24 protein-coding genes are annotated in these 25,159 nt (G+C 68.7%); 11 read left to right on the top strand and 13 right to left on the bottom strand.

Going from position 1 to position 25,159, the window contains the following annotated elements; all coding sequences use genetic code 11:
- Positions 1 to 68 precede the first annotated feature (68 nt).
- From F0U63_RS34300 to F0U63_RS34285, 4 genes are all read left to right on the top strand, one after another.
- Entirely contained in the window at positions 69 to 1,241 is a 1,173-nt protein-coding gene (locus tag F0U63_RS34300; RefSeq protein ID WP_395836589.1) for a thiolase family protein, read from the top strand.
- 142 nt (positions 1,242 to 1,383) lie between these two features.
- Positions 1,384 to 2,076, top strand: a complete 693-nt coding sequence (locus F0U63_RS34295; protein WP_395836587.1) for a TIGR02269 family lipoprotein — start codon at positions 1,384 to 1,386, stop codon at positions 2,074 to 2,076.
- Between the two features lie 24 nt (positions 2,077 to 2,100).
- On the top strand, positions 2,101 to 2,817 hold the full coding sequence (locus F0U63_RS34290) for a double-CXXCG motif protein (protein WP_395836585.1): 717 nt from the start codon (positions 2,101 to 2,103) through the stop codon (positions 2,815 to 2,817).
- A gap of 52 nt (positions 2,818 to 2,869) precedes the next feature.
- The gene (locus F0U63_RS34285; RefSeq protein WP_395836583.1) at positions 2,870 to 4,123 is read left to right on the top strand and encodes a P1 family peptidase; all 1,254 of its coding nucleotides are present in this window, start codon (positions 2,870 to 2,872) and stop codon (positions 4,121 to 4,123) included.
- Between the two features lie 33 nt (positions 4,124 to 4,156).
- Here the strand turns inward: F0U63_RS34285 and F0U63_RS34280 are convergent, their stop codons facing one another.
- From F0U63_RS34280 to F0U63_RS34265, 4 genes are all read right to left on the bottom strand, one after another.
- The gene (locus F0U63_RS34280; RefSeq protein ID WP_395836581.1) at positions 4,157 to 4,537 is read right to left on the bottom strand and encodes a VOC family protein; all 381 of its coding nucleotides are present in this window, start codon (positions 4,535 to 4,537) and stop codon (positions 4,157 to 4,159) included.
- A gap of 132 nt (positions 4,538 to 4,669) precedes the next feature.
- Positions 4,670 to 4,996 carry a hypothetical protein gene (locus F0U63_RS34275; RefSeq protein WP_395836579.1) on the bottom strand — a complete coding sequence of 109 codons (327 nt, stop codon included), beginning with the start codon at positions 4,994 to 4,996 and terminating at the stop codon, positions 4,670 to 4,672.
- A 93-nt stretch (positions 4,997 to 5,089) separates the two neighbouring features.
- Positions 5,090 to 5,944 (bottom strand): SDR family NAD(P)-dependent oxidoreductase, encoded by an 855-nt coding sequence (locus F0U63_RS34270; protein ID WP_395836577.1) that lies wholly within the window; start codon positions 5,942 to 5,944, stop codon positions 5,090 to 5,092.
- Between the two features lie 35 nt (positions 5,945 to 5,979).
- The gene (locus F0U63_RS34265; RefSeq protein ID WP_395836575.1) at positions 5,980 to 7,221 is read right to left on the bottom strand and encodes a cytochrome P450; all 1,242 of its coding nucleotides are present in this window, start codon (positions 7,219 to 7,221) and stop codon (positions 5,980 to 5,982) included.
- A gap of 186 nt (positions 7,222 to 7,407) precedes the next feature.
- Between F0U63_RS34265 and F0U63_RS34260 the strand changes: the two genes are divergently transcribed.
- The 3 genes from F0U63_RS34260 to F0U63_RS34250 all read left to right on the top strand — a co-directional run bounded on the left by F0U63_RS34260 (position 7,408) and on the right by F0U63_RS34250 (position 9,183).
- Positions 7,408 to 8,553, top strand: a complete 1,146-nt coding sequence (locus tag F0U63_RS34260; RefSeq protein WP_395836573.1) for a GDSL-type esterase/lipase family protein — start codon at positions 7,408 to 7,410, stop codon at positions 8,551 to 8,553.
- Positions 8,554 to 8,720: 167 nt separating this feature from the next.
- Positions 8,721 to 9,020, top strand: a complete 300-nt coding sequence (locus F0U63_RS34255) for a hypothetical protein (RefSeq protein ID WP_395836571.1) — start codon at positions 8,721 to 8,723, stop codon at positions 9,018 to 9,020.
- Between the two features lie 40 nt (positions 9,021 to 9,060).
- A complete protein-coding gene (locus tag F0U63_RS34250) occupies positions 9,061 to 9,183 on the top strand; it encodes a hypothetical protein (protein WP_395836569.1) in 123 nt (40 codons plus the stop codon).
- A gap of 437 nt (positions 9,184 to 9,620) precedes the next feature.
- On the opposite strand, the gene F0U63_RS34245 is transcribed toward F0U63_RS34250, so the two are convergent.
- The 3 genes from F0U63_RS34245 to F0U63_RS34235 form a co-directional block, all read right to left on the bottom strand.
- On the bottom strand, positions 9,621 to 10,112 hold the full coding sequence (locus F0U63_RS34245; RefSeq protein ID WP_395836567.1) for a response regulator: 492 nt from the start codon (positions 10,110 to 10,112) through the stop codon (positions 9,621 to 9,623).
- Positions 10,109 to 12,361, bottom strand: coding sequence for an ATP-binding protein (locus F0U63_RS34240; RefSeq protein ID WP_395836565.1), 2,253 nt, complete (start codon positions 12,359 to 12,361; stop codon positions 10,109 to 10,111). Before F0U63_RS34240 ends, F0U63_RS34245 begins: the two co-directional genes overlap by 4 nt.
- A gap of 142 nt (positions 12,362 to 12,503) precedes the next feature.
- Positions 12,504 to 13,232: an ArsR/SmtB family transcription factor gene (locus tag F0U63_RS34235; RefSeq protein ID WP_395836563.1), complete on the bottom strand. Its 729-nt coding sequence runs from the start codon at positions 13,230 to 13,232 to the stop codon at positions 12,504 to 12,506.
- A gap of 75 nt (positions 13,233 to 13,307) precedes the next feature.
- On the opposite strand from F0U63_RS34235, the gene F0U63_RS34230 reads away from it, so the two are divergent.
- Entirely contained in the window at positions 13,308 to 13,910 is a 603-nt protein-coding gene (locus tag F0U63_RS34230) for an O-methyltransferase (protein ID WP_395836561.1), read from the top strand.
- Between the two features lie 12 nt (positions 13,911 to 13,922).
- Here F0U63_RS34230 and F0U63_RS34225 read toward each other — a convergent pair whose 3' ends face one another.
- Complete coding sequence (locus tag F0U63_RS34225; protein ID WP_395836559.1) at positions 13,923 to 15,794, bottom strand: erythromycin esterase family protein; 1,872 nt, start codon at positions 15,792 to 15,794, stop codon at positions 13,923 to 13,925.
- Positions 15,795 to 16,022: 228 nt separating this feature from the next.
- On the opposite strand from F0U63_RS34225, the gene F0U63_RS34220 reads away from it, so the two are divergent.
- Both F0U63_RS34220 and F0U63_RS34215 read left to right on the top strand, forming a co-directional pair.
- Positions 16,023 to 17,246 (top strand): hypothetical protein, encoded by a 1,224-nt coding sequence (locus tag F0U63_RS34220; RefSeq protein WP_395836557.1) that lies wholly within the window; start codon positions 16,023 to 16,025, stop codon positions 17,244 to 17,246.
- Positions 17,243 to 17,824, top strand: coding sequence for a hypothetical protein (locus tag F0U63_RS34215; RefSeq protein ID WP_395836555.1), 582 nt, complete (start codon positions 17,243 to 17,245; stop codon positions 17,822 to 17,824). Before F0U63_RS34220 ends, F0U63_RS34215 begins: the two co-directional genes overlap by 4 nt.
- 22 nt (positions 17,825 to 17,846) lie before the next feature.
- Here F0U63_RS34215 and F0U63_RS34210 read toward each other — a convergent pair whose 3' ends face one another.
- Positions 17,847 to 18,662, bottom strand: coding sequence for a YhfC family intramembrane metalloprotease (locus F0U63_RS34210; RefSeq protein ID WP_395836553.1), 816 nt, complete (start codon positions 18,660 to 18,662; stop codon positions 17,847 to 17,849).
- Positions 18,663 to 18,816: 154 nt separating this feature from the next.
- Here F0U63_RS34210 and F0U63_RS34205 point away from each other — a divergent pair, with 154 nt between their 5' ends.
- The gene (locus F0U63_RS34205; protein WP_395836551.1) at positions 18,817 to 21,009 is read left to right on the top strand and encodes an FUSC family protein; all 2,193 of its coding nucleotides are present in this window, start codon (positions 18,817 to 18,819) and stop codon (positions 21,007 to 21,009) included.
- Positions 21,010 to 21,030: 21 nt separating this feature from the next.
- On the opposite strand, the gene F0U63_RS34200 is transcribed toward F0U63_RS34205, so the two are convergent.
- From F0U63_RS34200 to F0U63_RS34185, 4 genes are read right to left on the bottom strand one after another with little or no spacing between them, the layout of a single operon-like run.
- Positions 21,031 to 21,741, bottom strand: coding sequence for a hypothetical protein (locus F0U63_RS34200; protein ID WP_395836549.1), 711 nt, complete (start codon positions 21,739 to 21,741; stop codon positions 21,031 to 21,033).
- A complete protein-coding gene (locus F0U63_RS34195; protein ID WP_395836547.1) occupies positions 21,735 to 22,805 on the bottom strand; it encodes a TadE family protein in 1,071 nt (356 codons plus the stop codon). The genes F0U63_RS34200 and F0U63_RS34195 overlap by 7 nt, the downstream gene beginning before the upstream one ends.
- Positions 22,805 to 24,310: a pilus assembly protein TadG-related protein gene (locus tag F0U63_RS34190; protein WP_395836545.1), complete on the bottom strand. Its 1,506-nt coding sequence runs from the start codon at positions 24,308 to 24,310 to the stop codon at positions 22,805 to 22,807. Before F0U63_RS34190 ends, F0U63_RS34195 begins: the two co-directional genes overlap by 1 nt.
- A complete protein-coding gene (locus F0U63_RS34185) occupies positions 24,307 to 25,068 on the bottom strand; it encodes a TadE/TadG family type IV pilus assembly protein (protein WP_395836543.1) in 762 nt (253 codons plus the stop codon). Before F0U63_RS34185 ends, F0U63_RS34190 begins: the two co-directional genes overlap by 4 nt.
- Between the last annotated feature and the right edge of the window lie 91 nt (positions 25,069 to 25,159).

Genomic DNA, 25,159 nt, shown 5'->3' with positions numbered 1-25,159 from the left:
GTCCCACGTCATCCAGTTTTCAAGCATTCAAGGCCCGGGGTTCGCTCCCCGGGCGAGGAGACAGACAGATGCCCGGTCGAGTCGTGATTGCCAGCGCGGTGCGTACCCCGTTCACCCGCGCGCACAAGGGAGAGTTCAAGGATACCCGGCCCGATACGCTCGCGGCCCTCGCCATCAAGGAGGCCGTGGCGCGCGTGCCCGGTCTCAAGGCCGAGCAGGTCGAGGACGTCATCCTCGGCTGTGCGATGCCCGAGGCGGAGCAGGGAATGAACGTGGCGCGCAACGCCTCGTTGCTGGCGGGTCTGCCGGACACCGTGCCGGGGATGACCATCAACCGCTTCTGCTCGTCGGGCGTGCAGTCCATCGCCCAGGCGGCGCAGGCCATCCAGGCGGGGTCCATCCAGGTCGCCGTGGCCGGTGGCACCGAGTCCATGACCATGGTGCCCATGGGCGGCAACAAGGTGAGCGCCAACCCGGAGATCATGGAGAAGTTCCCCGAGGTCTACACCTCCATGGGCGTCACCGCGGAGAACATCGCCTCGCGCTACAGCGTGTCGCGCGAGGACGCGGACAAGTTCGCCTACGAGAGCCAGCGCAAGGCGGCCACCGCGCGCGAGCAGGGCAAGTTCAAGGACGAGATCTTCCCCGTCACCACCACCGTGTATGACGAGGAAGGCAACGCCAGGCAGGTGACGGTGTCCGTGGACACCATCCTGCGCCCGGAGACCACGCTGGAGGGGCTCGCCAAGCTGCGTCCCGCCTTCAACCAGAAGGGCGTGGTGACGGCCGGTAACGCCTCGCCGCTGACGGACGGCGCCGCCGCCGCGGTGGTGATGAGCGAGGAGAAGGCGAAGGAGCTGGGCATCAAGCCGCTCGGCTACTTCGTGGACTTCCAGGTGGCGGGCGTGCCGCCGGAGATCATGGGCGTGGGCCCGGTGCCGGCGGTGAAGAAGCTGCTGGCGAAGAACAACCTCAAGATCGAGGACATCGACGTCTTCGAGCTCAACGAGGCGTTCGCGGCGCAGGCGCTGCACTGCCTGCGTGAGCTGGGCGTGCCCCTGGAGAAGGCCAACCCGAACGGCGGCGCCATCGCCCTGGGCCACCCGCTGGGCGTGTCCGGTGCGCGCATGGTCGCCACCATCCTGAGCGAGCTCAAGCGCCGCGACGGCCGCTACGGCGTGGTGACGATGTGCATCGGTGGTGGCATGGGCGCCGCCGCCCTCATCGAGCGCGTGAAGTAGTCTCTGTTACCCGACGTGCGGTGCCCCACGGCCCTTCCTGGCAATCCAGGAGGGGCCGTGGTGTTTCGAGCGCCCGTCAACTTCACTTCGTCGTTCCTCGAAGAACACCTGCCATTGCTCTTGGAGCGGTAGGCTGGGTCGGATGAACGGCCTGCGTTATTGGGGATGCGCTCTTGCCGTGCTCTACGTCCTGCTGGGCGCTTGTGTCACCACGCCTGTCCCCGCACAGCGGGAGGGCCTGGCGCCCACGCCTATGGTCTCGTGGGAAGAGGCCCGAGCAGACCCGGCGTGTGTCATTCCCGCCTGCGACGAGGCGCGCTGTACGCTCTGGCGCTGTCAGACGCTGGATGAAGAGGGTGCCGCGCCCGTGGTGTTGGCACGAGGCACGGTGGGTCTTCGTCCGCCCCCGATGGCTCATCCCGGCCGCTGGTGGGGACGTACTCTGGCCGCGCCCACGGGCGTGGAACCCGTCTTCGAGATTCCCTGGTACCACTGGAACACTCGCGGCCAGTTCGCGCGTAAGGCGCGTCCCCTTTCCTGCATCCCGCCGCCAGAGCCCCTCGAGAAACACCACATCTTCCCTCAGCAACCAGAGTTGGTGAACTGGTTCAAGCTCAAGCAGATCGACATCCACGCCTACACCATTCCCCTCCCCAGAAGCTTCCACGCGAGGCTTCACAGTGGTGGTCCACAAGGAGGACAGTGGAATCAGGCCTGGAGGGAATTCCGAAAGGAAAATATAGGAGCAACCCAGGAGGAGATCTGGCAGTTCGCGTTCACACTCATGTCGAGATTCGGTGTGAATGCTCAGTTCGTGCCCTATTACTGCCGTTGACAAAGGCGGCCGGAGCATCCGGAAGTGCGTTACTTCATCATCGAGGCAGACAGGGCGGCAGGCTACACGGGCTCCATCGACGGCACTCACAAGTGGGGACTCCCAGGTGTTTTACGTTGTCCCACCTGCCAGTCCACCTGGGGCGATAACTCCAGAGCCTATCCCTCGGTGGACCTCACTCCAGTGGCTTCGCTCGCCGATTTCGAGCAGGTGCGCGCCGAGCCCATCGAGGAGTATGAACGCTTGTGTGCGCTGGTCCGTCCCCTGCTCCCTCCAGACGCGCTGCCGGAACCAGGAATGTCGTTAGGTCCCCTCGTGGGTAGAGCAACGGGGCGCTTTGGAGCGCTTTCATCTCCTTGGCCATGGTGGCTGTTGCTTCAACGCGAGGCCCTCGAAAAGCTCCAGGCCGAGGGAGTTCGAGGGCTCAAGGGTTGCCCTCATCAACTCCACTTCCGCCAGCGCCAGCCCCCCGAGTTGCTCGAACTGGAGTTTCTCGACGCGGGTCGTCTGCATCCAGACTGCCTGCCACCCGACCGCAAGCCGCCTTGCGCGCGCTGCGGTCGTGAAAGGCGGACCTTGCCCAAGAGCCGGTTGCTGGACGCCTCCACGATTCCCGTTCACCTGGACCTGTTCAGGTTGGTGGACTTCTCCACCGTCATTGTCTGCACCGAGCGCTTCGTCGACGCCTGCCAGCGACTGAGCCTGGATGGCGTCGCCTTCCAGGCTCTCCCGGTACGATGAGTTCTCGCTCCTGCATTGGCATTCCAGGAGGGGCCGTGGTGTTTTCCGGCTCATGAACCTCCGCGTCTTCGTCCCTTTGGCCGCGCTGTTCCTCCTGGGGCTTGCCCCAACTCCTCCGAAGGAGGACGCCGCGCCCCGGAAGCCCCGGGCGCGCGAACTGGGCATCACCTTCGGGGGCCAGGCGGGCCCGCTCGATGCGATCACCGACGTGCCCGGGGTGGAGGTGGGCCAGACGACGCTCATCTCCGGCGAGGGCCGGCTCCAGGTGGGCAAGGGCCCGGTGCGCACGGGCGTCACCGCGGTGCTGCCCCGGGGCCGCGCCCGGCTGGCCGAGTCCGTGTTCGCCGCCACCTACGCCCTCAATGGCAATGGCGAGATGACGGGCACGCATTGGGTGAACGAGTCGGGCCTGCTCGCGGGTCCCGTCATGCTGACCAACACCAACAGCGTGGGGGTGGTGCGCGACGCGGTGGTGTCCTGGGGCGTCCAGCATGGCGCGGCATGGGAGCTGGCCCTGCCCGTGGTGGCGGAGACCTATGACGGCATCCTCAACGACATCGATGGGTTCCACGTGAAGGCGGAGCATGCCGTGCGTGCCATCGACGGGGCTCGCGGGGGTCCGGTGGCCGAGGGGAACGTGGGCGGCGGCACGGGGATGATCTGCCACGGCTTCAAGGGAGGGATTGGAACGGCCTCGCGCCGGCTGCCCGAGTCGCTCGGGGGCTACACGCTCGGCGTGCTGGTGCAGTGCAACTACGGCAGCCGAAGCCTGTTCTCGGTGGACGGGGTTCCGGTAGGCCAGGAGATCAAGGATCTCTTGCCCTGCCACACGGGGAACGAGGCGCCTTCCTCCGCGTTCACCAAGGACTTGAAGCCCTGTGCCCAGCGAGCGGAGGTCACCCCTCGCTCCGTGTCGGAGGGCCTGGGCTCCATCATCGTGGTGGTGGCCACGGACGCTCCGTTGCTGCCGCACCAGTTGGGCCGCATCGCCCGCCGCGTGCCGCTCGCCATCGGGAAGATGGGGGGATTGGGCGAGGACTCCTCGGGCGACATCTTCCTGGCCTTCTCCACCCAGCCGACGAAGCCTCCGTCCGGGAGCCGGGTGGCCCAGGTGGGCTTCCTGGACAACGAGCACCTCAACCCGCTCTTCGCGGCGACGGTGCAGGCCACGCAGGAGGCTATCCTCAATGCCTTGCTCACCGCGGAAACCCAGACAGGGGCGGATGGCGTTCGCGTGTTCGCCCTGCCGCATGACCGGCTCATCCAGGCCCTGCGCAAGTACGGGCGGCTCACGCCCGCGCGTTAGGATTTGGGGCTCGTTCTGGGGGCGGAGCGCCCGTCACCAGCCGCCGTAGGGGACGGTGATGGCCTCCATGAGGTGACCCGAGGGATCCTGGAAGTAGACCCCTCGTCCCCCATCGTGGGTGTTGATCTCTCCGGGGTGCTGGCCATGCGGGTCGGCCCAGTGCTGGATTCCGCGCTCGCGGATCTTGGCGATCAGCGCGTCGAACACGTCGTCCGACACGAGGAAGGCATAATGCTGGCCGGGAATGTCGACGCCGGATTCGATGTAGTCCAGCGACACCCCGTCATCCAGCTTGACGGCCTGGAAGGGCCCGAAGGGTCGCGGCTCGGGCAGCCCGAGCAGTTCGGCGAGGAATCGCGCGGAGCGCACCTTGTCCTTCGCGGCGATGATCGTGTGGTTGAAACGGACGGTCATGGAGGGGTCCTTGTCGGCGCGTACCTCCATGCTACCCCGTCATGCCGAGCGGGACGGCTCGGCGCCAGACACTGTCTTCCACTGATCAAGTAGCGCGGACGTGTCGTGCTCCAACCGGAGGAGTCGTCTGGCTCAGTTGCGCGGGCTCGTGGCGTTACTCTGTTGCGCGTTCCACTGGGCCGTCGATGCCGCCTCCTCGTCCTCCTCGGTGAGGAGCGCGCCTCCCGCCGCGGCCGACACCGCGCCCGTCGAGACCTTCGTCTCCGAGTCCTTCGGCTCGCACACACATCCGGCGGAGTTCCTGATGATGACCACCCCGCTCAACTTCATGCCCAGCTCCTCGCAGTTCGTGGCGCACTCGGTGGCGCGCTCCTTCGGTACCTTGCTGTAGGCGGCCGGCGTCGTTGTCAGACAACCCGTGGACAGCAGACAGCACAGCATCGCAAGCGTGTGGCGCATCGTGAGCCCCCTGGTGACTGGTGGATGCTCTCGCTTCTGCTCGGGCGTGGACGCCTTGTCAATGTGCTTGCTTCCTGTGTCCGCTCCTCGGCGTCAGGAGGGTGGGCCCGCGGACAACATCATCTTCCTCCACCGCCGCCGCGCTCCCGCCACCAGCAGGCGCTGGTAGAGCGTGGGCAGCAGGCGCTGCAGCAGATCGATGAGCACGGCGTCCGAGCCGATGAGCAGCCGCCGCCGGTTCTTGAGGACGGCGGAGAGGATGTCGGACGCGGCGCGCTCGGGCGTGGTGGAGAAGAGCTTCTCGAAGTCCGCGGAGGAGTCCGGCCCCACCCAGCCCTTGCGGGGGATGCTCCGGGCGCTCCGGGCGATGTTCGTCTTGATGCCGCCCGGGTGCACGCACGTGACCCCGATGGGAAGTCCCTCGACCTCCAGCTCCTGGCGCAGCGCCTCGGTGAAGCCCTTCACGGCGAACTTCGCGGCGTTGTAGGCCGCCTGGGTCGGCACGGCGATGAGCCCGAAGACGCTCGAGACGTTGACGATGTGGCCCTCTCCCGCCGCCTTGAGGTGCGGCAGGAAGGCCTTGGTGCCGTGCACCACGCCCCAGAAGTTGATGTTCATGAGCCACTCGAAGTCCTCGTACCGGGTGTCCTCGATGGTGGCGCCCAGGGCGACCCCGGCGTTGTTGATGACGAGGTGGACCGCGCCCAGCTCCCGCGCCACCTCGTCGGCCCAGGCGTGCACCGCCTCGCGATTCGCGACGTCCACCCGCGCCGTGTGCACCCGCGCGCCGTGGACCCGGCACTTCTCCGCCGTCTGCTCGAGGCCCTGCTCGTTCACGTCGGAGATGGCCACATGGCAGCCGCTGCGCGCGAGCAGCTCGGCCGTCGCGCGGCCGATTCCCGAACCCGCGCCCGTGATGGCCGCGACCCTTCCCTTCACCGACTTCATGGGTTGACTCCGCTCTGGTGGGTGTCCCCGCCTGCCTACCACCGGACGTGCAGCGAGGAGAACCCGCGGAACGCCAGGCTGTGGTGTTTGACGGGCGTGTGCTCCTCGTCCAGGCGCAGGCCGGGCAGCCGTTGGAGCAGCAGCTCGAGGGCGATCTCCAGCTCGCGGCGGGCCAGGCCGGACCCGATGCACTGGTGCGGACCGAACCCGAAGCCCACGTGCCGCGTCTGCGTCATGTCCCGGGTGATGTCGAACCGGTCCGGCTCGGAGAACACCTCCGGGTCGCGGTTGGCGGCGCCCAGGGCGAACATCACGTGCGAGCCCTTGCGGATCGTCTGCCCGCGCAGCTCGAAGTCCTCCACCGCGAAGCGGCCGATGAAGGGCACCGCCGGGTTGAAGCGGATGCTCTCCTCGACGGTCGAGCCGAGCAGGCCGGGGTTGTCCCGCAGCGCCTTCAACTGGTCGGGGTTGGTCAGCAGCGCATGGACGCAGTTGCTGAACTGGTCCGTGGTGGTGGTGTGCCCGGCGAACAGCAGCAGCAGCGCGTTGGCCACCACCTCCTCCGTCGTCAGCTTGCCCTCTTCCTCGGCGCTCACCATCTGGCTGAGGATGTCCGGCCCGGGCGCGCTCCGGCGCTCCTCGACGATCTTCGTCAGGTAGCCACTGAACGCCATCATCGCCCGGTTGACCTCCTGCACCAGCACGCCCATGTCCGCGCCCGGCGCGGGGCTGGAGAAGTCCGCGATGGGCTTGGACCAGGCCCGGAAACGCTCGCGATCCTCCACCGGGATGCCGAACAGCTCGGCGATGACGAGCGGGGGCAGCTCGTAGGAGATCTCCTTCACCAGATCCATCTGGCCACGGGCCTGGACGTGCTCGAGCAACTGCTCCATCGTGCGGCGGATGGCGGGCCGCCATTTGTCGAGCGACTGGGCCGTGAAGCCCGGGTTCATGTTGCGGCGCAGCCGGATGTGCTCGGCGCCGTCCTTCATGAACACCTGATTGCGGATGATCTTCATGAAGTCCTGGATGCTGGCCGGGCCGAGGCTCTGCACCTGGTGCTCGAAGAACGCCGTCCGGTTGGCGCTCAGGCGCGGGTCGCGGAAGCCGGCCACCACGTCCTCGTGGCGGGACACCAGCCAGGTATTGATGGGTTGCGCCCAGTACACGGGCGCCTGGCGCTGGAGCTCCCGGTAGAACGGAACCGGGTCCGCGAGGTTCTGGGCACTGACGGGATTGAGATCGAACGGCACGGCGGTGGGCGTCATGCGCCCCATGTTAACCGCATGCGCCGCTCGGGTCTGGATTCCAGACGGTCTGGAAGCCTTCAGTGGACATGCAATCTCTCTCATGTGGACAGCCGGGCAATCAATGGAAGATGGGTCCCATGAGGATTCCATGTCTCGTCAATAGCGCGTGACGCCCCGAGTGGCTCCGGCCATAGTCGCGCGCAGGAGGCCTGGATGATTCTCGCGCGCTGGTTGTGGTTGCCCCTCGTTCTCGGCATGGCTGGATGTGAGCCTTTCGACCCCTGGTACGACTTCCCCGCGAATGACAACCGGTTGCAGTTCATCGGGCGCATGGACTTCACCACTCCGGATGGGCCGACCTATGCGCACCCGGGGACCACCATCCGCTTCCGCTGTGATTGCACCGGCGTGGACGTGTCCTTCGAGGACAAGGGCAAGGGCGGCGACGAGCACACCAACTTCGTCAACATCCTCGTGGATGGCGAACAGGCCGCCAGGGTCGAGCTGCGCCCCGAGGCCGGGATGCTCCGGGGGGCGCGGGCCCTGCCTCCTGGCGAGCACGTCATCGAGATCGTCAAGCGGACCGAGTCCTATGCCGGCAACATCCGCTTCCTGGGGGTCAGCGTCCAGGGCAGCCTGTTGGAGCCACCCCCCCGGCCCGAGCGGCGCATGGAGTTCATCGGCGACTCCATCACCTGCGGCTATGGCAACGAGGTGCGCATCTTCGCCCCGACCTACACCGAGCCGAACACCGGCTACCACTCGAAGAACGAGGACATCTCCAAGGCCTATGGCTCACTGCTGGGCCGCAAGTACAACGCCGAGGTGATCACCACCTGCATCTCCGGCATGGGCGTCTACCGCAACCTGAATGGCGCGACGGGAGACAAGGCCTTCCCCAACCTCTACCGCCGCATCTACCCCGGCCAGGACAAGCCGCTCTGGGACACCAAGCTCTTCGTGCCCGAGGTCATCGTCATCAACCTGGGCAACAATGACTTCAACGTGCGCGATGAGACGAAGACGCCGAGCGCCCCGCCCGCCAAGCCCTTCCAACAGGCCTACAAGGCCTTCGTCCAGCAGCTGCGCGGGTATTACCCCGATGCGAAGATCGTCTGCTCCATCGGCCCGCTGATGAACGACAACTATCCCGTGGGACGCAAGCACTGGACGCTCATCCAGAAGTTCGTCTCCGAGATGGTGGACTCCCTCCGCGAGGAGGGGGACTCGAAGGTCTACTACTTCGCCTATACCCCCGTCATGACCGACCCCTACGGCGAGGACTGGCACCCCACGGCCGAGGTCCACGCGGCGATGGCCAAGGAGCTGGGCGCCTTCCTCGACGCGAACGTGCTCTGACGTCCGGCGGGAGGGCCCGGGCGGCTCGGCCGCCACGTGGACCGTGGCCCGCGGAAATGCTTGGAAGGCCGAGCATCTCGGGGGGGCCGCGCGTCCCTGGTCAGCGGCGGGCAGGCCATGTATGAAGCGCGCCTCGGGCGAGAGGGTGTGGCGCCCGAGAGGATGTCATGAAGGCCGCGGAAGTCATCGTCTTCGAGGGAGCCGATCCCCGGGAGTTCTCGCGCGTGGATGCCATCGCCCGGGAACGCGCCCTGGAGGGCCTCTCCGACTACCCTGGCTTCAAGAGCATGACCCTCTTCGAGGACTCCTCGCTCGGAACGATCCACCTCATCTTGACGTTCGCGACGGAGTACGACCGCCTGGAGACGAACTCGGCGATCGAGCAGATCACGCGTGTCGTGGCGCTCGCCCTGGGCGCCAGGACGGTGCGCCGCTTCGGGTGCCCCGTGTTCAAGGCCCTGAAGTGATGGATCCCCATGCAGCGTGGACCCTCCCCAGGAGTCACACATGAGCCAGCAGGAGAAGGGAACGCCAGGTGAGCGTTGGAGCCGTGCGCTCGAGACGCTCTTCCGGGAGCGCGAGCCGGCGCTGCCCGCCTTCCTTTGCGCCATGTGGACGTCGAGGGCCTGATAGGCGGCGATGGTGTGGGCATTGGCCTGGACTCCGCACATGCCCCCGCGCTCCGGTGTCCACTGGCGGGCCCGCCGCAACTCCACGATCGGGACGCCGGGGTAGCTGAAGCGCTCGTGGGACGGGCCGGGGCGGGCGCGCGTCACCTCGTGTGGCACCTCGCCCAGGCCGAGCCTCAGCAGCTCGGGGAGCACCGAGAGGGGGCGGTGGACCGCGTGAGGAGAAGGGGAGTCGTCGACGACGCCCGGCCCCGCTTCCCATGGAAGGGAGGCGTGCCGGGCGCCGGGGGGAGGGCCGGGGCGTGTGTTCAAGCGAGGAGTGCCTTCTCGGGGATGAAGCGTGCGCCCCTATAACTTCAAGGGCCTCCTCGTGGCCAGGGGCATGGCACCTGGCCGGGGGCCGTGGCACGCGGTTGCGCGAAGGTGCTTCGCCGGGCGCTACGCGTGCTGCGCGCCGGTGAGCTCGAGCGCGAGCTGGCGCAATTTCTGGCTGTTGAAGGGCTTTCTCAGCTCCAGCAGCAGCTCGGACTCGCCGAACTCGCGGCGGATGTCCTCCCAGGTGTAGTCGCAGTAGGCCGAGCAGAGCACCACCCGCAGCGAGGGCGCCACCTGACGCAGGTGCCGCAGCGTCTCCACGCCGTTCCAGCCCGGCGGCATGCGGTAGTCCAGGAAGACCAGCTCATAGGGGTGGCCAGTGCTCTGGGCCTCCTTCACCTTGGCCAGTCCTTCTTGTCCCTGGAAGGCCGAGTCCACCTCGAACTCCACCGCGGCCGTGCGCTTGCTGGAGGAGGGCATGCCGAAGAGGGCGTCTTCCAGCAGATCCAGCTCACCGCTGTCCGTCTTGTGCTCCGGGCAGAGGATGCGCAGGACATCCTTGTGGATGGCGGATGAGTCGTCGATGACCAGGATTCGTTTCTGGGGGTCCGTCATGAGCTGGAAGTCTCCTCGATGGGTTGGTAGGGAAGCTCCAGCGTGAACGTGGCGCCGCGCCCGGGTCCCTCGCTGTGGGCCTTCAGGGTGCCGCCCAGCTCCTGGGCCGCCACCGCGCAGGAGTGCAGGCCGAAGCCATGCCCCTCCTGGCGGGTGGTGAAGCCGTACTGGAAGATACGCGTCATCATTTCCTGGGCGATGCCCATGCCGTTGTCGCGAACCTCGATGCGCACGCGGTCGGTGACGGGGACGTCCAGCTTCACGGTCAGCAGGCGCTGCTCCGCGGGGATGTCATCCATGGCGTACTTCGCGTTGCTGATGAGGTTGACCAGGATCATCAGCACCTTGTGCTTGTCTGTCATCACCGGGGGCAGGTAGGTCAGCTGCCGCACTTCCTTCACCTGGTGCCGGCTGAGCGCGGCCGTGTTGATGCGCATCGCGTCGTCCACGAGCGTCGCGAGCGAGACGGGCTCGCTGAGCCGGGGCGTCCGGGCATGGTTCTGCTGCACCTTGACGATGTCTCCAATGTGCTCCGTGTACCGGCACACGTCCTCGAGCAGACCGATGATCTTCTGACGCTCTTCCAGCAGGTTGCCGCCCAGCTTGTGCAGGAAGGGCAGCACGTTGCGTCCGCGTTCGTCCCGCCGGATGAAGGTGTCGAGCTCCTCCTGGTGCTTCTCGAGCAGGTGGGCCATCTTGCTCACGTGCTCCAGCCGCAGCTCGCGCACGCTGTCCAGCGCGAGCTGGGAAGAGGTGTAGACGCTGTTGAGCACATTGCCCACGTTGTGCAGCACGTTGGTGGCGATCTCCGCCATGCCCGCCTGCCGGGCCGTCTGCACCAGTTGCCCGTGGACCGTCTTCAACTCCCGGGTGCGCTCCTCCACCCGCTGCTCCAGCCCATCGTTGGCCTGCCGCAGCTGCTCCTCCCGCTGCCGTACCTTGTCGGACATGGTCCGGAAGGCACTCGCCAGGCGCCCCAGCTCATCACGCCGCGCGCAGTCCAGCTCCACCTGGAAGTCACCGGAAGCCACGTGATCGGCCGCCTGGGTGAGTCCCAGCAGGGGCCGGGCAATCTGCCGCTGGAGCACCCAGTACATGATGATCAGCTCCAGCAGCAGCGACATCAGACCGAACACCAGGACATAGCGCGCCGACCGCAAGGCCGCCGCGGACACCACGCTCCTGGGGAGCACCGTGACGAAGTTCCACTCCGGTCCCTCGAGCCGGTCCACGGCCAGGTACTCGTCATGCTCCTCGAGTTCCAGGACGCTCTCGTCGGGAGCGCGAGCGCGCACCTGCTCGAAGAGCTGCCGCAGATGGGTCCGCTGCTCCTCGGAACCCAGCTTCGGGGGAACCTCCCCCGGCTTCAGCGCGCCGCCCAGGATGTTGTAGCCGACGTTGGCCTCCTGGAGGTTCAGCGAGGGATGGGCGATGAGCTGGCCATCATCGCGCACGAGCAGGTTGTAGGCGTTGTCCAGGTGGTCCTCGATGGAGCGATCCATCAGCTCATCCAGCAGGACGTCATGGGCGAGCGAGGCGACGTGGTGGCCCTCCAGGTCCAGCGGGGTGGTGACCGTGACCATCCACTGTTGGGTGACGGGATACTTGAAGATGCCGCTCCAGACCGTGCGCCGGCTCGGGTTCTTCCCGGGCGTGCTGATGGTGTAGTACTCGTACTCGAGCGTCGGATCGTCCGCTGGCATGTTCTGGGCCCAGTTGGGGACCGAGGGCCAGTAGGTGAGCAGCGGCCCTTCCACCAGGGTGACGTAGGTGCTGTTGAAGCGTGTCGAGAAGGCGGGCCCGTACTGCATGAGGACGTCGTGGGCGGCCAGGATGCGGCGGCGCAGCTCCGTGTCGAGCTTCACGCCTGGGGGGATGAAGACACCCACCATCTTCGTCGCGTCGAAGCCCTCCGCGTGGGAGCGGACCGAGCCGTCTGGCTGCTGGGTGAACAGGCTGTCGAAGCGGGGGTTGGGGTCCTGCTGGCTCCAGGCCAGGATGCGCTCCATCAGCGCCTTCTTGAGCAGGGTGTGGTTGTCTTCCGCCAGGACGAAGATGGCCTGTTCTCGTTGACTGCGCTCCATCACGTGCCGTTCCAACTGCGCACGTGCGTCCTCACGCAACGTCTGGAACATGTGCACGTAGCTGGCCAGCGTGGTCAGGAAGATGATGGCGCCGATGCGCACGCCCATGTGGATGAGCGTGGATCGGGCCAGGGTGGCAGGTGGCCGGGAGTTCTGTTCTGACATTCGAGGAACGGCTCAACACCTGGTCAGACCGGAATGTTTCCCGCGTCCTCCTGCTCTCTTCCCAGGGGAGAAGCCGTGAACAGGGTTTGTCCGGTGTCTGTCTGGCTCGAATGGACAAAGCCTGACCCAGCGCCCCCCCGGCTCAGGAGGTGCGCGCCGCGATGCCGAGCTCCCTGGCCAGGCCCTGTTCTCCGAGAGAGGTCAGGCGCAGCGTACGCACCCGCGGGACCTTCTTGAACCAGCCCAGCTCCAGCAGCCGCGAGGTCAGCGCCTCCGCGACGCGGCCCCCCAGGTGGGAGCACTCCTCGGTCCAATCCGGACACGCGGTCGCGAAGTCGACGGTGTCCGCTCGCTCCTCGTGGACCGTGACGCCCAGGGTCTCCATCCAGGTCCGGCCGGCGCTCGTGAGGGCATAGCCGTGCGGGCGCCGCCGGAGGAAGCCGCGCTGGAGCAGCGCTTCGGTGACGGCCACCCCAAGCTCTCCGGCGAGGTGGTGATGGCAGATCCTCGCCCGGCGGAAGGCCCGCCGGACCGGCTCCAGGGCCAGCCGCTGTCGCGTGACGGCGGGAGTGGGGGAGAGGCTCGCGACGGCGACGAGCGTATCGGCCACGCGGCCACTGGCGAGGCGGAAGTGGCGGTCGCGTCCTTCCTGCTTCACCGAGAGCAGGCCCCCCTCGACGAGCTTCGCCAGGTGGGCGCTGGCTGTCTGGGGGGTGACGCGGGCCGCCCTGGCGAGGTCTCCCGCCGAGTGGGGGTTTCCATCCAGCAGCGCCAGCAGGATGGCGGCCCGGCTCGGCTCTCCCAGCAGCGCGCCAATCCGCGCCACCTCATGGCGCGCGGCGGGAAAGGCGGGATTCGGATCGATCGACATGGGGTAACTATAGCCAGGGCGTCATTTCGATGAGCGCCGAAGCATCGCGCACGGGGCCCGCGCTATGTCTCCCCCATGTCCATCTCGTACCCTTCAGGCCTGCGCGAGCTGCTGGAAGAGCTCGAAACCTTCGGAGAGCACAACGACGCGACCACCCCGGAGCGCGCGTCGAAGATGCTCAACATCACGCCGGAGACGGGCGTGTTCCTCTCGGTCCTCGTGCGCTCGATGTCCGCCCGGAACATCCTGGAGATCGGGACCTCCAACGGCTACTCCACGGTGTGGCTCGCGTCGGCGGCCGCCGCGGTGGGCGGCCGGGTCACGACGCTCGACGTGGACGCCCGGAAGACGCAGCTCGCGATCCACAACCTGCGCCGGGCGGGCCTCGAGCACGTGGTGGAGCCGCTCACCGGGGACGCCGGCGTCCATCTCGCCCGCGGAGCCGCTGGGAGCTGGGACTTCATCTTCCTCGACGCGGACCGCAAGCCCTACGCCTCGTGGTGGCCCGATCTGTGGCGCGGGCTGCGGTCCAACGGCCTGCTCGTGGTGGACAACGCCGTCAGTCACGCGGCGGAAATGGAGCCGCTGGTGGAGCGGATCCGCCAGGAGCCGGGCGCGACGCGGGTCCTGGTCCCCGTGGGCAAGGGCGAGCTCATGGTCCTCAAGGCCACGAGCTGAGCCTGGGCGCTGTCACGGATTGGGCCGGGCCCGGGTGGTGCGCTCCACGAAGAGCAGCCCGTCGTAGCATTCCAAGGCCCGCACCGAGCCCACCGCCGGGTAGCCCTGGTCCGAGTAGACGAAGCCGATGTCATGCGTGAGCTGGGTGCGGCGCCACCATTCGTAGGCGGGACCGCCACGCGGCAGCGCGCGGAGATCCACCGCCAGCAGGGGGGCTCCCGCGCGGGCGAGCATGTCATCCAGCGAGCCCTCGGGGGAGGGCGGGACGGAGAACTCCACCATGCCCTTGCGCTCCGGCGGTGGGTTCGGATCCATGTTGAAGGCCTGGAAGGCGCCCTGGTGGAAGGCGAACCCGAAGGCATACAGCGCCGGGCCGAGCGCCTTCGCGAGGTGTCTCCCCATGGGCATGTCCCCCCACTCGCCCGGACCTCGCTTCACATGCCCGTTGTGCGCCCACACCACGGCCCGCGTCCCAGGCCCCGCCTGCTCCAGCAGCCAGAGCAGGTTCTCCGCCATGGCCCGATCCCTCTCCGCGCCCTCCTCGTGGAGCAGGTGGCCCAGGTACTGGCGCAGCACCCGGAGGTTCTGTCTCGCCAGGGTCCACTCCTCGGGGCTCGACTGGCGGGTGTAGGGCCCGCGCTCGCGCTCGAAGTGCTCGGCGAGGGTGTCGAGCAGCGCACGCATCTCCTGGCGGCGCTCCTTGGGGAGCCGGAGGAAGGTGCCCGCGTTGCGCTCGGTGAGGGGCGCGAGCGGCGCCTGGAACTGCGCGGCCCGGGCGGGGTCCACCTTCGTCAGGTAGGCCAACAGCCGGGCCACCGCCGCGGGCGAGTACTGCATGTCCACGCCCTGGAGCCGGAGCTTCCTCGGGTGCGAGGGATCCTCGTTGTACCGGCGCATCCACCGCACGAGCTCCAGCACCTCCTGGGTGTCCCACGTCTCTCCCTTCAAGAGTTCCGCGGGATCGCCTCGTCCGGTGAGGACGTAGTCGTCGAGGGCGAGCATCTCGGCGAAGTTGCTCTCGAGCGCCAGGACGGTGAAGCCCATCCGGGTGACGAGGAATTCGAAGAGGCGGTGCTTGAGCTGGAAGAACTCCCGGGTGCCGTGCGTGGCCTCGCCCAGGGCCACCACCCGCACGTCCTGGAGCACGGGCTGGAGCGGAGCCAGATCCTCGAAGCCCCGTCCCGCCTCCACGGACTGGAGCCTCAGGCCGTTGCGCCTGAGCCACTCCACGGCCGCCCGCCGCATCGCCTCGTCCGCGGCGCGCTCCAGGGTCACCACGACGGCCTCTCCCAGCCGCGGTACCGGATGCATCCGCGTCGTGAAGCCCGGTGCCGAGGCGATGAGGCTGTACGAGCCCTCGCGCGTCGTCTCCAGGTGGAAGCGGCCCGTGGACGTGGCCGGAGGGAAGGCGACGTCATCGTAGGGCATGCCCACTCGCACGACGCGCAGCTCCGCGCCCGGCAGGGGTGCACCCGTCTCGTCCACCACGGTGACGTCCCAGGCCACCCGGGCCTCCGGCACTCGCAGCTCCCGGGGCGCCCCGGCTTCACCCGCCTTCACCTCGAGGCGCTTCGCGAACAGGACCGCGCCCTCGCGGGTGACGACGGAAAGGCCATAGCCGCCGGGCGCGAGCGGTCCGAGTCCGAAGGTGCCCTGGGCGCCTGACTGGACGAGCGCCACCGGAGCATCCGTCCGGAGATTCCAGGAGGGGACGAAGGGGATCAGCGCGACCCTCGCGTCCTCCAGCGGTGTTCCATCGGCTCCCCGCACGAGTCCCGTGAGCAGGGCACCCGTCGAGGAGGAGGGAAGGGGTCGGGGTGGCGGACGGGCCGAGCTACAGCCCAGCCCGCATACGAGCAGCAGGATCCACGAGGCGGTGCGCATGGGGGTGCCTTTCAGGCGAAGGGTCGCGTGCCGGGAGGAGGATGTCACCGTCTCCGGCCAGGGATGGTGGGCGCCGCACGGGACGTGGCTCCTGGCGCCGCTTCCTCACGGTGGTCTCGGAGCGCGCTTCGCGTCCGGCTGGCCCGCGATTTGCCCTGGGGCGGTTCGCCGCGCGTCCTGACCCGTGAAGGATTCTGGAGAACCCGCGCGGCCGGAGGAGAAGCGAACATGAACCGCGTTGGTTCGAGCCGTAACGATGATGTGCTCGTGCTCGGGATGAATCCTCATACCGGGACCGAAGCCGAAGCCATTCACCGCGCCAATCCCAGGGCGCGGGTGACCACCCTCCAGGACACCGCCCGGAACGATCAGATCGTGACCTCGAGCGCGCGGGGGGGCGAGCGGGTTCACGATCTGAAGGGGGAGGCGGGCATCCAGTCCTTCGTGGCCACCCTGGAGTTGCCCTGGGCCCAGTCCCAGCGGGTGGCGGCGGCCCTCGCGGGCGCGGGAGAGGATGCCCGGGATGAGCTCGCGCAACTGGCCCAGGTGTGGGCCCGGGCGGAGAAGGGCGGCGTCATCCCCTCGCGCCTCGTGCTCTCGGGACACAGCGGGGGCTCGAGCCTGTGGGGCGAGGAGCGGGGCTTCAAGAATGGCGTGCTGTCGCGCGACAACATCGCCCAGCTCGCGGCGGCCCTGCCTCGCGCGGCGGCCGGTATCGAGGACCTGTGTGTCGCGGCCTGTTACAACGGAGGGCAGACCTCGGTGGAGGCGTGGCGCGCCATCTTCCCCCAGGTGCGCACGGTGTGGGCCTATCACGGCAGTGCCCCCGGGGCCGCTTCCGGCTCCACGGCCCACCTGGCGCGTTGGGAGAAGGCCACGCGGGGCGAGGTGAACGCGCTCCAGGCGGATGCGGCCCGGGGTCTGCGCAAGGGAGAGAACCTCGCGGTGTGGTCGCGTCGCGACGGCTACCAGACCGCCACCGTGAGCGCGAACCTCGATGAACTGCGGACGCGCTACGCCTCGGGCCAGGGCGTCCTCGAGCGCTCCTTCTCGGGCGCGGAGGCGGTTCGGGATGCCCAGCGCGGCCCGCTGCGTGAGCACTACAACACCCTCCAGGCCCTGCTGGGACGGCCCGAACTCCCCGCCTCGGAGCGCGCGGGCCTGGAGCGGGCGAGGGATCAGACGCTGCGGGTCCTCTTCTACGGCAACGTCGCCGAGCAGTTTCAACGGACCCATCAGACGAGCCTTCAGCGAGGCTTCGCGGCGCTGGGCTGGAGCGCCCCGGATTTCTCCCGGCTGGGCCGGGGCGAGGCGCTGTCCGTCATCCAGTCCTTCGAGACCGAGCTGTCCCGCCGTCAACCGCCGCCCCCGGAGGCGCGGCGACTGCTGCCCCTGCTGACCGAGGGCTTGAGAGATCTCCGTCGCGAGCGCGTTCCGGAGAACTGGCTATGAGCCTGTCCGCCCTGGTGTTGGGGGTGTGGCTGGTGGGCGCCCTTCCTCCCGGTGCTTCCGCGGAGGTGGCGCGAGGGGCGGAGCCCGTTGCCCCCGAGGTGCTCGCCCGCTGTCATGCGGACATGGAGCGGGTCCTCGGTGAGGCGGCGCGGTTTGGTTCCGTCCAGCGGCGGGCACAGGCCCTGCTAGCGGGGCTGTCCACCGCGTGTGGGGAGGTGCTCCCCGAGCGTCTCCGGGAGGGCGCGGGGATGGCGGCTTCGGCACGCCGGGCCGAGCGCTCCCGCCGCCTGCTCGAGGCGGCGCGGGGGGTCGTCCCCGAGGCATGTCTGGCCTCGGAGCCGGCACGGGCTCGCGAGGTGGAGGCGCTCTGCCCACCGCCCGAGGACACCCTCTTCGTGCGTCCCCTGCCGGACTCCCTCGACGCGGGCAGCTACGTGTTCGCGCTCGCCGTGAGGGCGCGGCTGCGAGAGCGGGGCGCGTACGATGCGAGGGCTCAACGCTGGGTCGCGGAGTTCCTCCTGCGCAGTGCCCTGGATGGAGAGGCGGAGGCACCTCGGGGAACGAAGCGCTCCGACTGAGGGGAGGACGGCGCGTCGCGCCTCAAGGGAGGACGGGCTCGGCTGTCGGCCCGTCCTCTTCGCCCTTCTCGCGCAGCCGCAGGATGATCCACAGCGACAGCAGGCCGAACACCGTGACGACGCCCTCGGCGGCCACGTTGCCCGCGGCTCGCGCCACCAGGACGGAGCTCAGGTTGAACAGGGTATGGAGGCCCACGGCCAGCCAGTACCAGCGGCGTTGGTCGCGGAGGAACCGCTGGAGGACCAGCACGCTCATCGCGATGTGGAACAGCAGGGCCCACACCCGCTCATAGGCGCCCAGCAGGGGCTCCCACCAGCGCAGCCCGGCCACCTGGGCCTTCGCGGCGCGAACCTGCTCGAGCTGCTCCGCGGACAGTGGAAGGGTGGAGGGATCCATCCGTGAGAGCACCACCACGTTGATGAGCCCGATGATGGCCATCCCTCCCACCAGCAGGGTCGCCTCCAGTCCTCCATGGCCGATGCCGAACCCCACCGCGTCGCGCCAGCGCCGGAAGTCCTTGAGCGGGCGTTTGAAGGCGATGAGCCGTGCCGTCTCCTCGAACAGTCCGGCGGTCAGGGACAGGAAGACGAACCAGAGGGTGAGCAGGGTCTGGGAGTTCTTCAGCTCCTCGCGCAGCAGGTACTGAATCCCCTGTACCGCGGGCACGCGTGTCAGCAGTTGTGACAGAGCGAAGGCCAGTGCTCCCACGCCAACCGTCTTCCAGGCGAAGCCCAGCCGGCGCCGCGCCCACAACGCGACGAGCAGGGGCATTGCCAGGTCGAAGGCGATGACCAGGCAGAAACTCACGATGAGCCGTACGTCGAGTCCCGACATCATTTCACTCGAGGGCAGGGGCCGCCGGAGTCCAGCGCCACGTCGTGCGCGCCATCTTCTCATGTCAGGCGTGAGCGCGCTGCGCTCTCTGGCCGACAGGAGCCCTGGCGCCTGGGGTGTCCTCGGGTAGTGTGCTCCCCTGAAGGAGGAGGGCACGATGATGCGGCGTCTGGTCGAGCACGCCAGGGAGGCGGTCCGGTTCGCTCCGGTGAAGCCGGCGGTGATGGCCGGGATCCGGGCGGCGATCGCGACCATCTTCCCCGTGGTGGTCGCCACGGCCCTGGGGCTGCCCGATGGGGTGTGGCTGAGCCTGGGCGGGTTCAACGTCTCCTTCGCCGACAAGGGAGGTTCCTACCGGGCCCGTGCCACGAGCATGGCGTCCGGTCTGATCGTCGGCGCGCTCGCGGCCTTCCTGGGCGCCGTGGCCGGGGAGCACCCGGTGCTGACCATCGTGATGGTGCTGCTCTGGGTGACGGCCTGCTCGTTCGCGGGGGTCTACGGCGTGGCCGCCAGCGTGGTGGGCAACACCGCCGCGAGCGCCTTCGTCGTCTCCCTGGCCTTCGCGTCCTCGGGGTTGGGAGAGGCCCTGGAGCGCGGGGGCATGCTGGCCCTGGGTGGCCTGTGGGCGATGTTCCTCTCGCTCGTGCTCTGGCCCATCCGGCCCTATCGGCCGTCCCGGCTCGCCGTCGCCCAGTGCTTCCGGGATCTGGCGGAGTACGCGGGCGAGGTGAACCGGGTGTTCACCGGAGAGGAGGACGGCTCGCTCTGGCAGGGGCTCATCCAACGCCACCACGCACGGATTCGCGAGACGCTGGAGGTGGCGGGCAGCACGCTCGCCGCCACGCGCCGGGGCCGCGGCGAGAGTCAGCGCGGCGAGCAGCTCCTGGTGCTGTTGCAGATCGCCGACACGATGTTCGGCACGGTGATCGCCCTGAGCGACGTGATGGAGAGCCTGCCACGCGAGCGCCGGACCGAGCCGGCGTGGCGGCTGGTGGAACGTTCGGTCGCCGGCTTCTGCGCGTCGCTCCAGACGCTCGCGCGGGGCGTGGAGACGGAGGGCAAGGTGAAGCCCCTGCCCCCGCTGGAGTGGGGGCTCGAGCCCCCGGAGAGCCCCCGGCCCGCGGCGGGAACCGAGGAGCGGGCGAAGTACCTGTACGCGCTGCGGCTGCTCGCCCAGCTGCGCGACTTCATGGGTGCGGCGACGCGGACGGAGACGCGCCTGGCCGATCCGAACGCCCTGCGCCAGACGGAGCCCCTCCCCTGGACGCAGTGGATGCTCGGGCCGGTGCGCGACAACCTCTCGTTGGACTCCATGGTGCTGCGCCACGCGCTCCGGGTGGGGTTGACCACCACGGTCGCCGTCTGCGTGTCGCTCGCGTTCATTCCGAGCCACGGCCATTGGGTGACGATCACCGTGCTCACCATCATGCAGCCCTACACGGGCGCGACGTTCCTCAAGGGGTTGCAGCGGGTGGGCGGCACGGTGGTGGGGGGCATCCTCGCCGCGGCGGCCGCCTCCAGCATCCAGCAATACCCCCAGGCGCTCCCGCCGCTGCTGTTCATCACCGTGGCGACCAGCATCGCCGTCATTCCGCTCAACTACGGGCTGTATACCGCCTTCCTCACGCTCACCTTCGTGCTGCTGGCGGAGATGGGGACGGGCGACTGGGGACTGGCCCGGGTGCGCATCCTCAACACGCTCATCGGCGGCGCGCTGGCGCTGGCGGGCACCTGGTTGTTGTGGGAGCGCTCCGAGCACCAGCTGCTTCCCGAGCAGATCTCCGCCGCGCTCCGGGCCAACCGCGAGCACTTCCTCCAGGTGTTCGCCAACCGGCGCGAGCCGTCGAGGGATCCCCAGGAGGGCTTCTCCGAGGCGCGGCGCAAGATGGGCCTGGCGACGCTCAACGCCGAGGCCTCCTTCCAGCGGCTGCTCTCCGAGCCACGCCGGCGCACCGAGCCGCTCGAGCCGTTGATGACCCTGCTCGCCTACCTGCGGCGGTTCGCGGCGTCGGTGGTGGCCCTGTCGGCGACCCCAGGGGAGGCGTTCCCCGAGCGGAGCCGGGCCCTGCTGGATCGCTTCGCGGACACCGTGAGCGGGGTGTTGGAGGATCTCGCCGACGCGGTGGTGCGGGGCCGTCCGCCCTCGCCGCTGCCGGATCTGGAGGGGTGGCTGCGGCAGGCGCCGCTCGCGGCGGAGCACGCGGAGGCCGGAGCCGAGGAGGAGTCGCTGCTGCGCATCCAACTGGAGCGGGTGACGCGGCGGCTCATCGTCCTGCACGGGGCCGTGTCGCGCCGGGGGACGCGCTCGCCCCTGGAGCGCACGTCGGGCGCCGTGGCGGCGATCCGCTGACGGCGGGAGCGGCGCGGAGGCTCACGGCGCGGCGTGCAGCGAGGTGCCTTCGGCTCCGGCGGTCTTGATGAAGAGGAGCGCGTTGGTGCCCATGTTCTGGACCTTCAGCGACAGGTGGATCTCCTGGTCTCCCCTGCGGAAGACGAGGGGCGCGTCCTCCTTGTACCCGGCGGCGAGCAGCCGCTCGCGGTACCAGGTCTCCACCTGATCCGTCCGCGCCGCCGCCCAGAAGGAGAGGGTGCGCGCCCCCTCGAAGTCTCCCTGGAGGACATGTTTCGCCCCGGGGTAGGTGGGCACGAGCGAGGGGGTGGAGGGCGCCGCCTTCTGATCCATCTTCGCCTCGCCGAGCACGACGGTGGTGAGGCCTTCGGGCGAGGGATTGAGGATGAGGGTGTAGGCGGTGAGCGTGCGCGTATCCAGCGCGGTGAGGTGGGGCTGGCGCGCCACCCGCCGCGTCGTGCGGGGGATGTAGAGGCCCGCCGCGCTGGAGGCGTTGGCGAAGGACTGCAACAGGGACTCGACCGGCTCGCGCGAGGTGTAGACCTGGAGGCGGATGGGAATGTTGCCCACGTTCATCTCGCCGGGGACATCCAGCGTGGACACCAGCCCGGGCACCTTCCAGTGGAAGGGAGCGGGGGGCGTGGAAGGCGTGACAGACACGCTGGGCCGGGCGGGTGGGGGGGCCGCGGCCAGCCACCCCGCGGCGAGCACCACCAGCAGACCGCTCAGCATTCAGGGATGCCCAGGAAGCACGTGTTGGAGTCACGCCGGACCGGGTCGGGGTCGTGATCGACGCCACCCGTGTTGTAGGGCCGATCCTTCATGTCCAGGGCCTCGCCCTCGGGCGTCTTGTTCTCGATGTACCCGTCCTCCTCGCCGCGGTAGCTCATGAAGAAGCCGTCCTCGTCGATGGGGCTGAAGCCCGCGAACTCCTCGGCGAACTCCGAGCCGGCCTTGCCGGTGGAGCCCAGGTTGCGATCGAACACGCTCATCGCCGAGTAGTAGAAGGCCCGGTTCTCCCCGCAGGGCTCGTCGGGCCGCTCGGGCTGGAGGGGGCAGTGCTCACTGACCTCGCGGTCGGCGAAGGCCCAGTCCCCGAGCAGGATGCCATAGCGGCCCTTGCACTCGCCGTTCTTGGCGCGGCCCACGGCGCACACCTTCATGGTGAAGCGCGTGGCCAGCGGGGTGTCGAAGAAGCCGCCGTTCTGCTGTTCCAGGAAGTGCCTGGGCAGCGAGGGCAGTGTGTCGAGCCGGGCCTCGGCGCGGCACGAGATGCCGCCCATGTTCTGGTAGACGTCCGTGAGCACGCTGTCCGTGTCGTTGCCCGTCTCCGCGCCGGCCGGAGGCTGCGCGAAGTCACCGTCGACGGCCTCGTAGAGGGCCGGGCGCCTGCCACGCACCAGGTCGAACTCCACCTCGTCCTCGCGCTCGCAGCGCACGAGCATGTCCTGGATGCGGGTGAAGACCTGGGTGACGGCGGTGTCGCCGTTGCCCGGGGTGGAGCTGCGCCCGTCGAAGTCGTGGTAGCGCCCGTTGGCGTTGGCCTCCACCGAGGTGGGGATGGCGGGGAAGGTGGAGAAGTCGCCGATGTTGGTCTTGCTGCCGCGCATCCGGTGGACGCGCAGGGCGGTGCTGTCCCAGAGCGGGGAGACGGCCGCCTCATGCACCTTGATGGGCAGGTAGCCCACCTCGGCGAAGTGGATGCCGAGCATGACCACGGAGATGAAGAGCAGCAGGGCCAGGGCCAGTTCCACGATGGATTGGCCCCGGGGGGCCTTGCGCGCGATCCGCTTCATCAGTGCGTTCCCTTGAAGCCGGCCTTGACGAGGGCGTTGTAGGCCTGGGCGGCGGGGCCTCCCACCGTGCGCTCGACGTCGGCGTTGCCATCCGCGTCGACATCCGCGGAGGCGAGGGTGGCGCGCCAGAAGGGATTCCAGAGGTTGGGGGGTTCGTTCCAGCGCCCGCGCCGGTGGTAGTAGGCCAGCCCCGTGGCGAGCGAGTACTGCACGCTGATGTCGGTTCCGCTGGCGAGCGTCAGGCCGCGGTTGTCGAACGAGCTGGTGCGCGCGGGGGAGAACTGGAAGTTGAAGCGCAGCAGCCAGGGATCGGGCCGTACACCCGCCGCGTCGCGGACCTTGTAGTCGCGCTGGACGAGCGAGAAGAGCTTGGGCTGGGCCCAGAGATTCTTGTCGTTCTGGTCGCCGGTGTTGAAGGCCATGCCGCCGACGAAGACGTTCGGGCAGTACTTGGGGTTGTCACAGGGCAGCAGCGTGTGCCGGTACTGCTTCTCCTTGCCGGGGTCCTCGCCGACCACGCCCGCGGCACCCCAGGTGTGGTTGTCACTGGTGTCGTTCTGGTCGGTGGCGCGCACCGAGGCCCGGGCCCGCACGGGCGTGCCCGCGCAGCCGGCATAGCTGGCCGTCACGGTGGCGTGGTCCTCGGCGATGAGGAAGTCGGTGGTGCCAGGCTCCCCCGTGCTTCCTCCATGGCCGTTGGCGTCACCCGGAGGGGTATCACCCCAGTAGGTGCTGCCCCCGCCCGCTCCGTCGGGCGTGACGGTGATCTCCAACTGCCCCATGGGGCCATCGGCGGTGGCGGTGGGCGGGGGAACCGCCCGGCGGGTGATGAACTCGTAGCCGCGGCTGGCCATGGCCATGTCGCGGAACCAGCCATAGCCCAAGGTGGCATAGGTCAGCTCGTCCAGGGACACCTGCGTGGCGCCCCCCTGGAGTTCTCCCTCGAAGCGGGTGCCCTCGCTGGCCAGCTTCGACAGCTGGGTGGCGAAGGACTTCGGCCCTCCGTCGACGGACTCCTGCAGCTGCTTGTACAGCTTGCCCTCGAGACCCGACAGGTGCCAGGCCATCATCTGGATGTTGAGCGCCTGCACGCCCGCGGCCGCGTCCAGCTCGTCCCACTTCTCCTGGATCTCCGCGTTCTCTTCCTCGAGGGCCGCGATCACCTCGGGCGGGGGAGAGCAGCCGGCGATGCTCGCGCGCGCGGCGACGAGGCTGGCGCGCACCATGCTGGTCCAGCTCACCAGGCTCTCCGTGGCGGTGAGGGCCACGAGCTGGCCCGTCTGCGCGCGGTTCATCAGGGCGATGCTGTTGAAGGTGCGCGCGGTGGCCACCGCGCTGCTGTAGGCGGCGAGGTCCGCGATGCTCTGCGCCTCCATCTTCTCGCGCACGCGCATGGAGAAGGAGAGCGTGACGCAAACCATGAGGGTGAGCAGCAGCATCGTCAGGCTCATCAACACGAGAGCCTGTCCACGGGGGCGACCCGGCGGGGGGAACCGGGTCTTCACAACCCCTCCGGGGTCGGATTGCAGTTCTGCCGGGCGAAGTTCCTGCGACGCGGGGGCGTCATCATGCGCATGGCGTAGTTGGCTTGGAGTGGGAAGACGTATTGATGGCGGCTGGCGCGATCGAGCAGCTCCTGCCCGATGAGGCCGTTGAGCCGGAAGGCCGTCTGACTGCCCCACTGCGCCCGTTGGGGGGACATGAGCGGGTTGTCGGCGGTGTAGTCGCGCAGCCCCAGGTGGGCCAGGAACATGCGGCCGAGCACCCAGTTGGCGAAGGGGATGCGCATCGGGTACCAGAAGATGAGCCGGGCCTCCAGGCGCGTCACGTCCGCCACGCCGGTGTAGCGCGCGGGATCATCGAAGGACTCTTCCTCGTTGGCGCGGATCTCCCCGAGCACGGGCCGCTCGCGCACGATCCACACGATGGCTCCGGTGTGTCCCGAGTCGTGGCCGGCCGTGTACTCGTTGTCCCGGTGGTTGCGAAAGGCCGCGCCCAGCGCCGCGGGCGAGTCCGTCCGGGCGAAGGTGGGCAGCAGCGCCGCGATGGCCGCGTGGGTCATCGCCTCGCAGTTGGCGTGCTTCACGCTGCCGGTGCGCACGGCGCGAAACGCCGCGTACTCCGTCATCGTGCGCGCCTGGAGCAACAGGAAGAACTGGATGGTCCCCAGGATCAGGAAGATCGATAACGGGAGCGTGAGCGCCGCTTCCACCGCCGCCTGTCCGGACTCGCCGTCCACAGGGCGATTGTTCTTCCTCGACATGGGCGCCTACTTTCAACCATTTCCGGTCCTGAATCCACCGGGTATCGTGCCGTCCACGCTTTCCTCGTTTAAAAGGAATGGAGAGACGGCG

It is taken from the genome of Cystobacter fuscus (assembly GCF_044360685.1).
In the GTDB taxonomy this organism is placed as follows: Bacteria; Myxococcota; Myxococcia; order Myxococcales; family Myxococcaceae; genus Cystobacter; species Cystobacter fuscus_C.
Note: the sequence above shows the minus strand (reverse complement) of the source record. Positions and strands in the feature narration are given on the sequence as shown.

Excerpts from the sequence above, each read along its gene's own strand:
- F0U63_RS34300 (WP_395836589.1), top strand. The coding sequence starts at position 69 with ATGCCCGGTCGAGTCGTGATTGCCAGCGCGGTGCGTACCCCGTTCACC.
- F0U63_RS34295 (WP_395836587.1), top strand. The coding sequence starts at position 1,384 with ATGAACGGCCTGCGTTATTGGGGATGCGCTCTTGCCGTGCTCTACGTC.
- F0U63_RS34285 (WP_395836583.1), top strand. The coding sequence starts at position 2,870 with ATGAACCTCCGCGTCTTCGTCCCTTTGGCCGCGCTGTTCCTCCTGGGG.
- F0U63_RS34280 (WP_395836581.1), bottom strand. The coding sequence starts at position 4,537 with ATGACCGTCCGTTTCAACCACACGATCATCGCCGCGAAGGACAAGGTG.
- F0U63_RS34275 (WP_395836579.1), bottom strand. The coding sequence starts at position 4,996 with ATGCGCCACACGCTTGCGATGCTGTGCTGTCTGCTGTCCACGGGTTGT.
- F0U63_RS34270 (WP_395836577.1), bottom strand. The coding sequence starts at position 5,944 with ATGAAGTCGGTGAAGGGAAGGGTCGCGGCCATCACGGGCGCGGGTTCG.
- F0U63_RS34265 (WP_395836575.1), bottom strand. The coding sequence starts at position 7,221 with ATGGGGCGCATGACGCCCACCGCCGTGCCGTTCGATCTCAATCCCGTC.
- F0U63_RS34260 (WP_395836573.1), top strand. The coding sequence starts at position 7,408 with ATGATTCTCGCGCGCTGGTTGTGGTTGCCCCTCGTTCTCGGCATGGCT.
- F0U63_RS34255 (WP_395836571.1), top strand. The coding sequence starts at position 8,721 with ATGAAGGCCGCGGAAGTCATCGTCTTCGAGGGAGCCGATCCCCGGGAG.
- F0U63_RS34250 (WP_395836569.1), top strand. The coding sequence starts at position 9,061 with ATGAGCCAGCAGGAGAAGGGAACGCCAGGTGAGCGTTGGAGCCGTGCG.
- F0U63_RS34245 (WP_395836567.1), bottom strand. The coding sequence starts at position 10,112 with ATGACGGACCCCCAGAAACGAATCCTGGTCATCGACGACTCATCCGCC.
- F0U63_RS34240 (WP_395836565.1), bottom strand. The coding sequence starts at position 12,361 with ATGTCAGAACAGAACTCCCGGCCACCTGCCACCCTGGCCCGATCCACG.
- F0U63_RS34235 (WP_395836563.1), bottom strand. The coding sequence starts at position 13,232 with ATGTCGATCGATCCGAATCCCGCCTTTCCCGCCGCGCGCCATGAGGTG.
- F0U63_RS34230 (WP_395836561.1), top strand. The coding sequence starts at position 13,308 with ATGTCCATCTCGTACCCTTCAGGCCTGCGCGAGCTGCTGGAAGAGCTC.
- F0U63_RS34225 (WP_395836559.1), bottom strand. The coding sequence starts at position 15,794 with ATGCGCACCGCCTCGTGGATCCTGCTGCTCGTATGCGGGCTGGGCTGT.
- F0U63_RS34220 (WP_395836557.1), top strand. The coding sequence starts at position 16,023 with ATGAACCGCGTTGGTTCGAGCCGTAACGATGATGTGCTCGTGCTCGGG.
- F0U63_RS34215 (WP_395836555.1), top strand. The coding sequence starts at position 17,243 with ATGAGCCTGTCCGCCCTGGTGTTGGGGGTGTGGCTGGTGGGCGCCCTT.
- F0U63_RS34210 (WP_395836553.1), bottom strand. The coding sequence starts at position 18,662 with ATGATGTCGGGACTCGACGTACGGCTCATCGTGAGTTTCTGCCTGGTC.
- F0U63_RS34205 (WP_395836551.1), top strand. The coding sequence starts at position 18,817 with ATGATGCGGCGTCTGGTCGAGCACGCCAGGGAGGCGGTCCGGTTCGCT.
- F0U63_RS34200 (WP_395836549.1), bottom strand. The coding sequence starts at position 21,741 with ATGCTGAGCGGTCTGCTGGTGGTGCTCGCCGCGGGGTGGCTGGCCGCG.
- F0U63_RS34195 (WP_395836547.1), bottom strand. The coding sequence starts at position 22,805 with ATGAAGCGGATCGCGCGCAAGGCCCCCCGGGGCCAATCCATCGTGGAA.
- F0U63_RS34185 (WP_395836543.1), bottom strand. The coding sequence starts at position 25,068 with ATGTCGAGGAAGAACAATCGCCCTGTGGACGGCGAGTCCGGACAGGCG.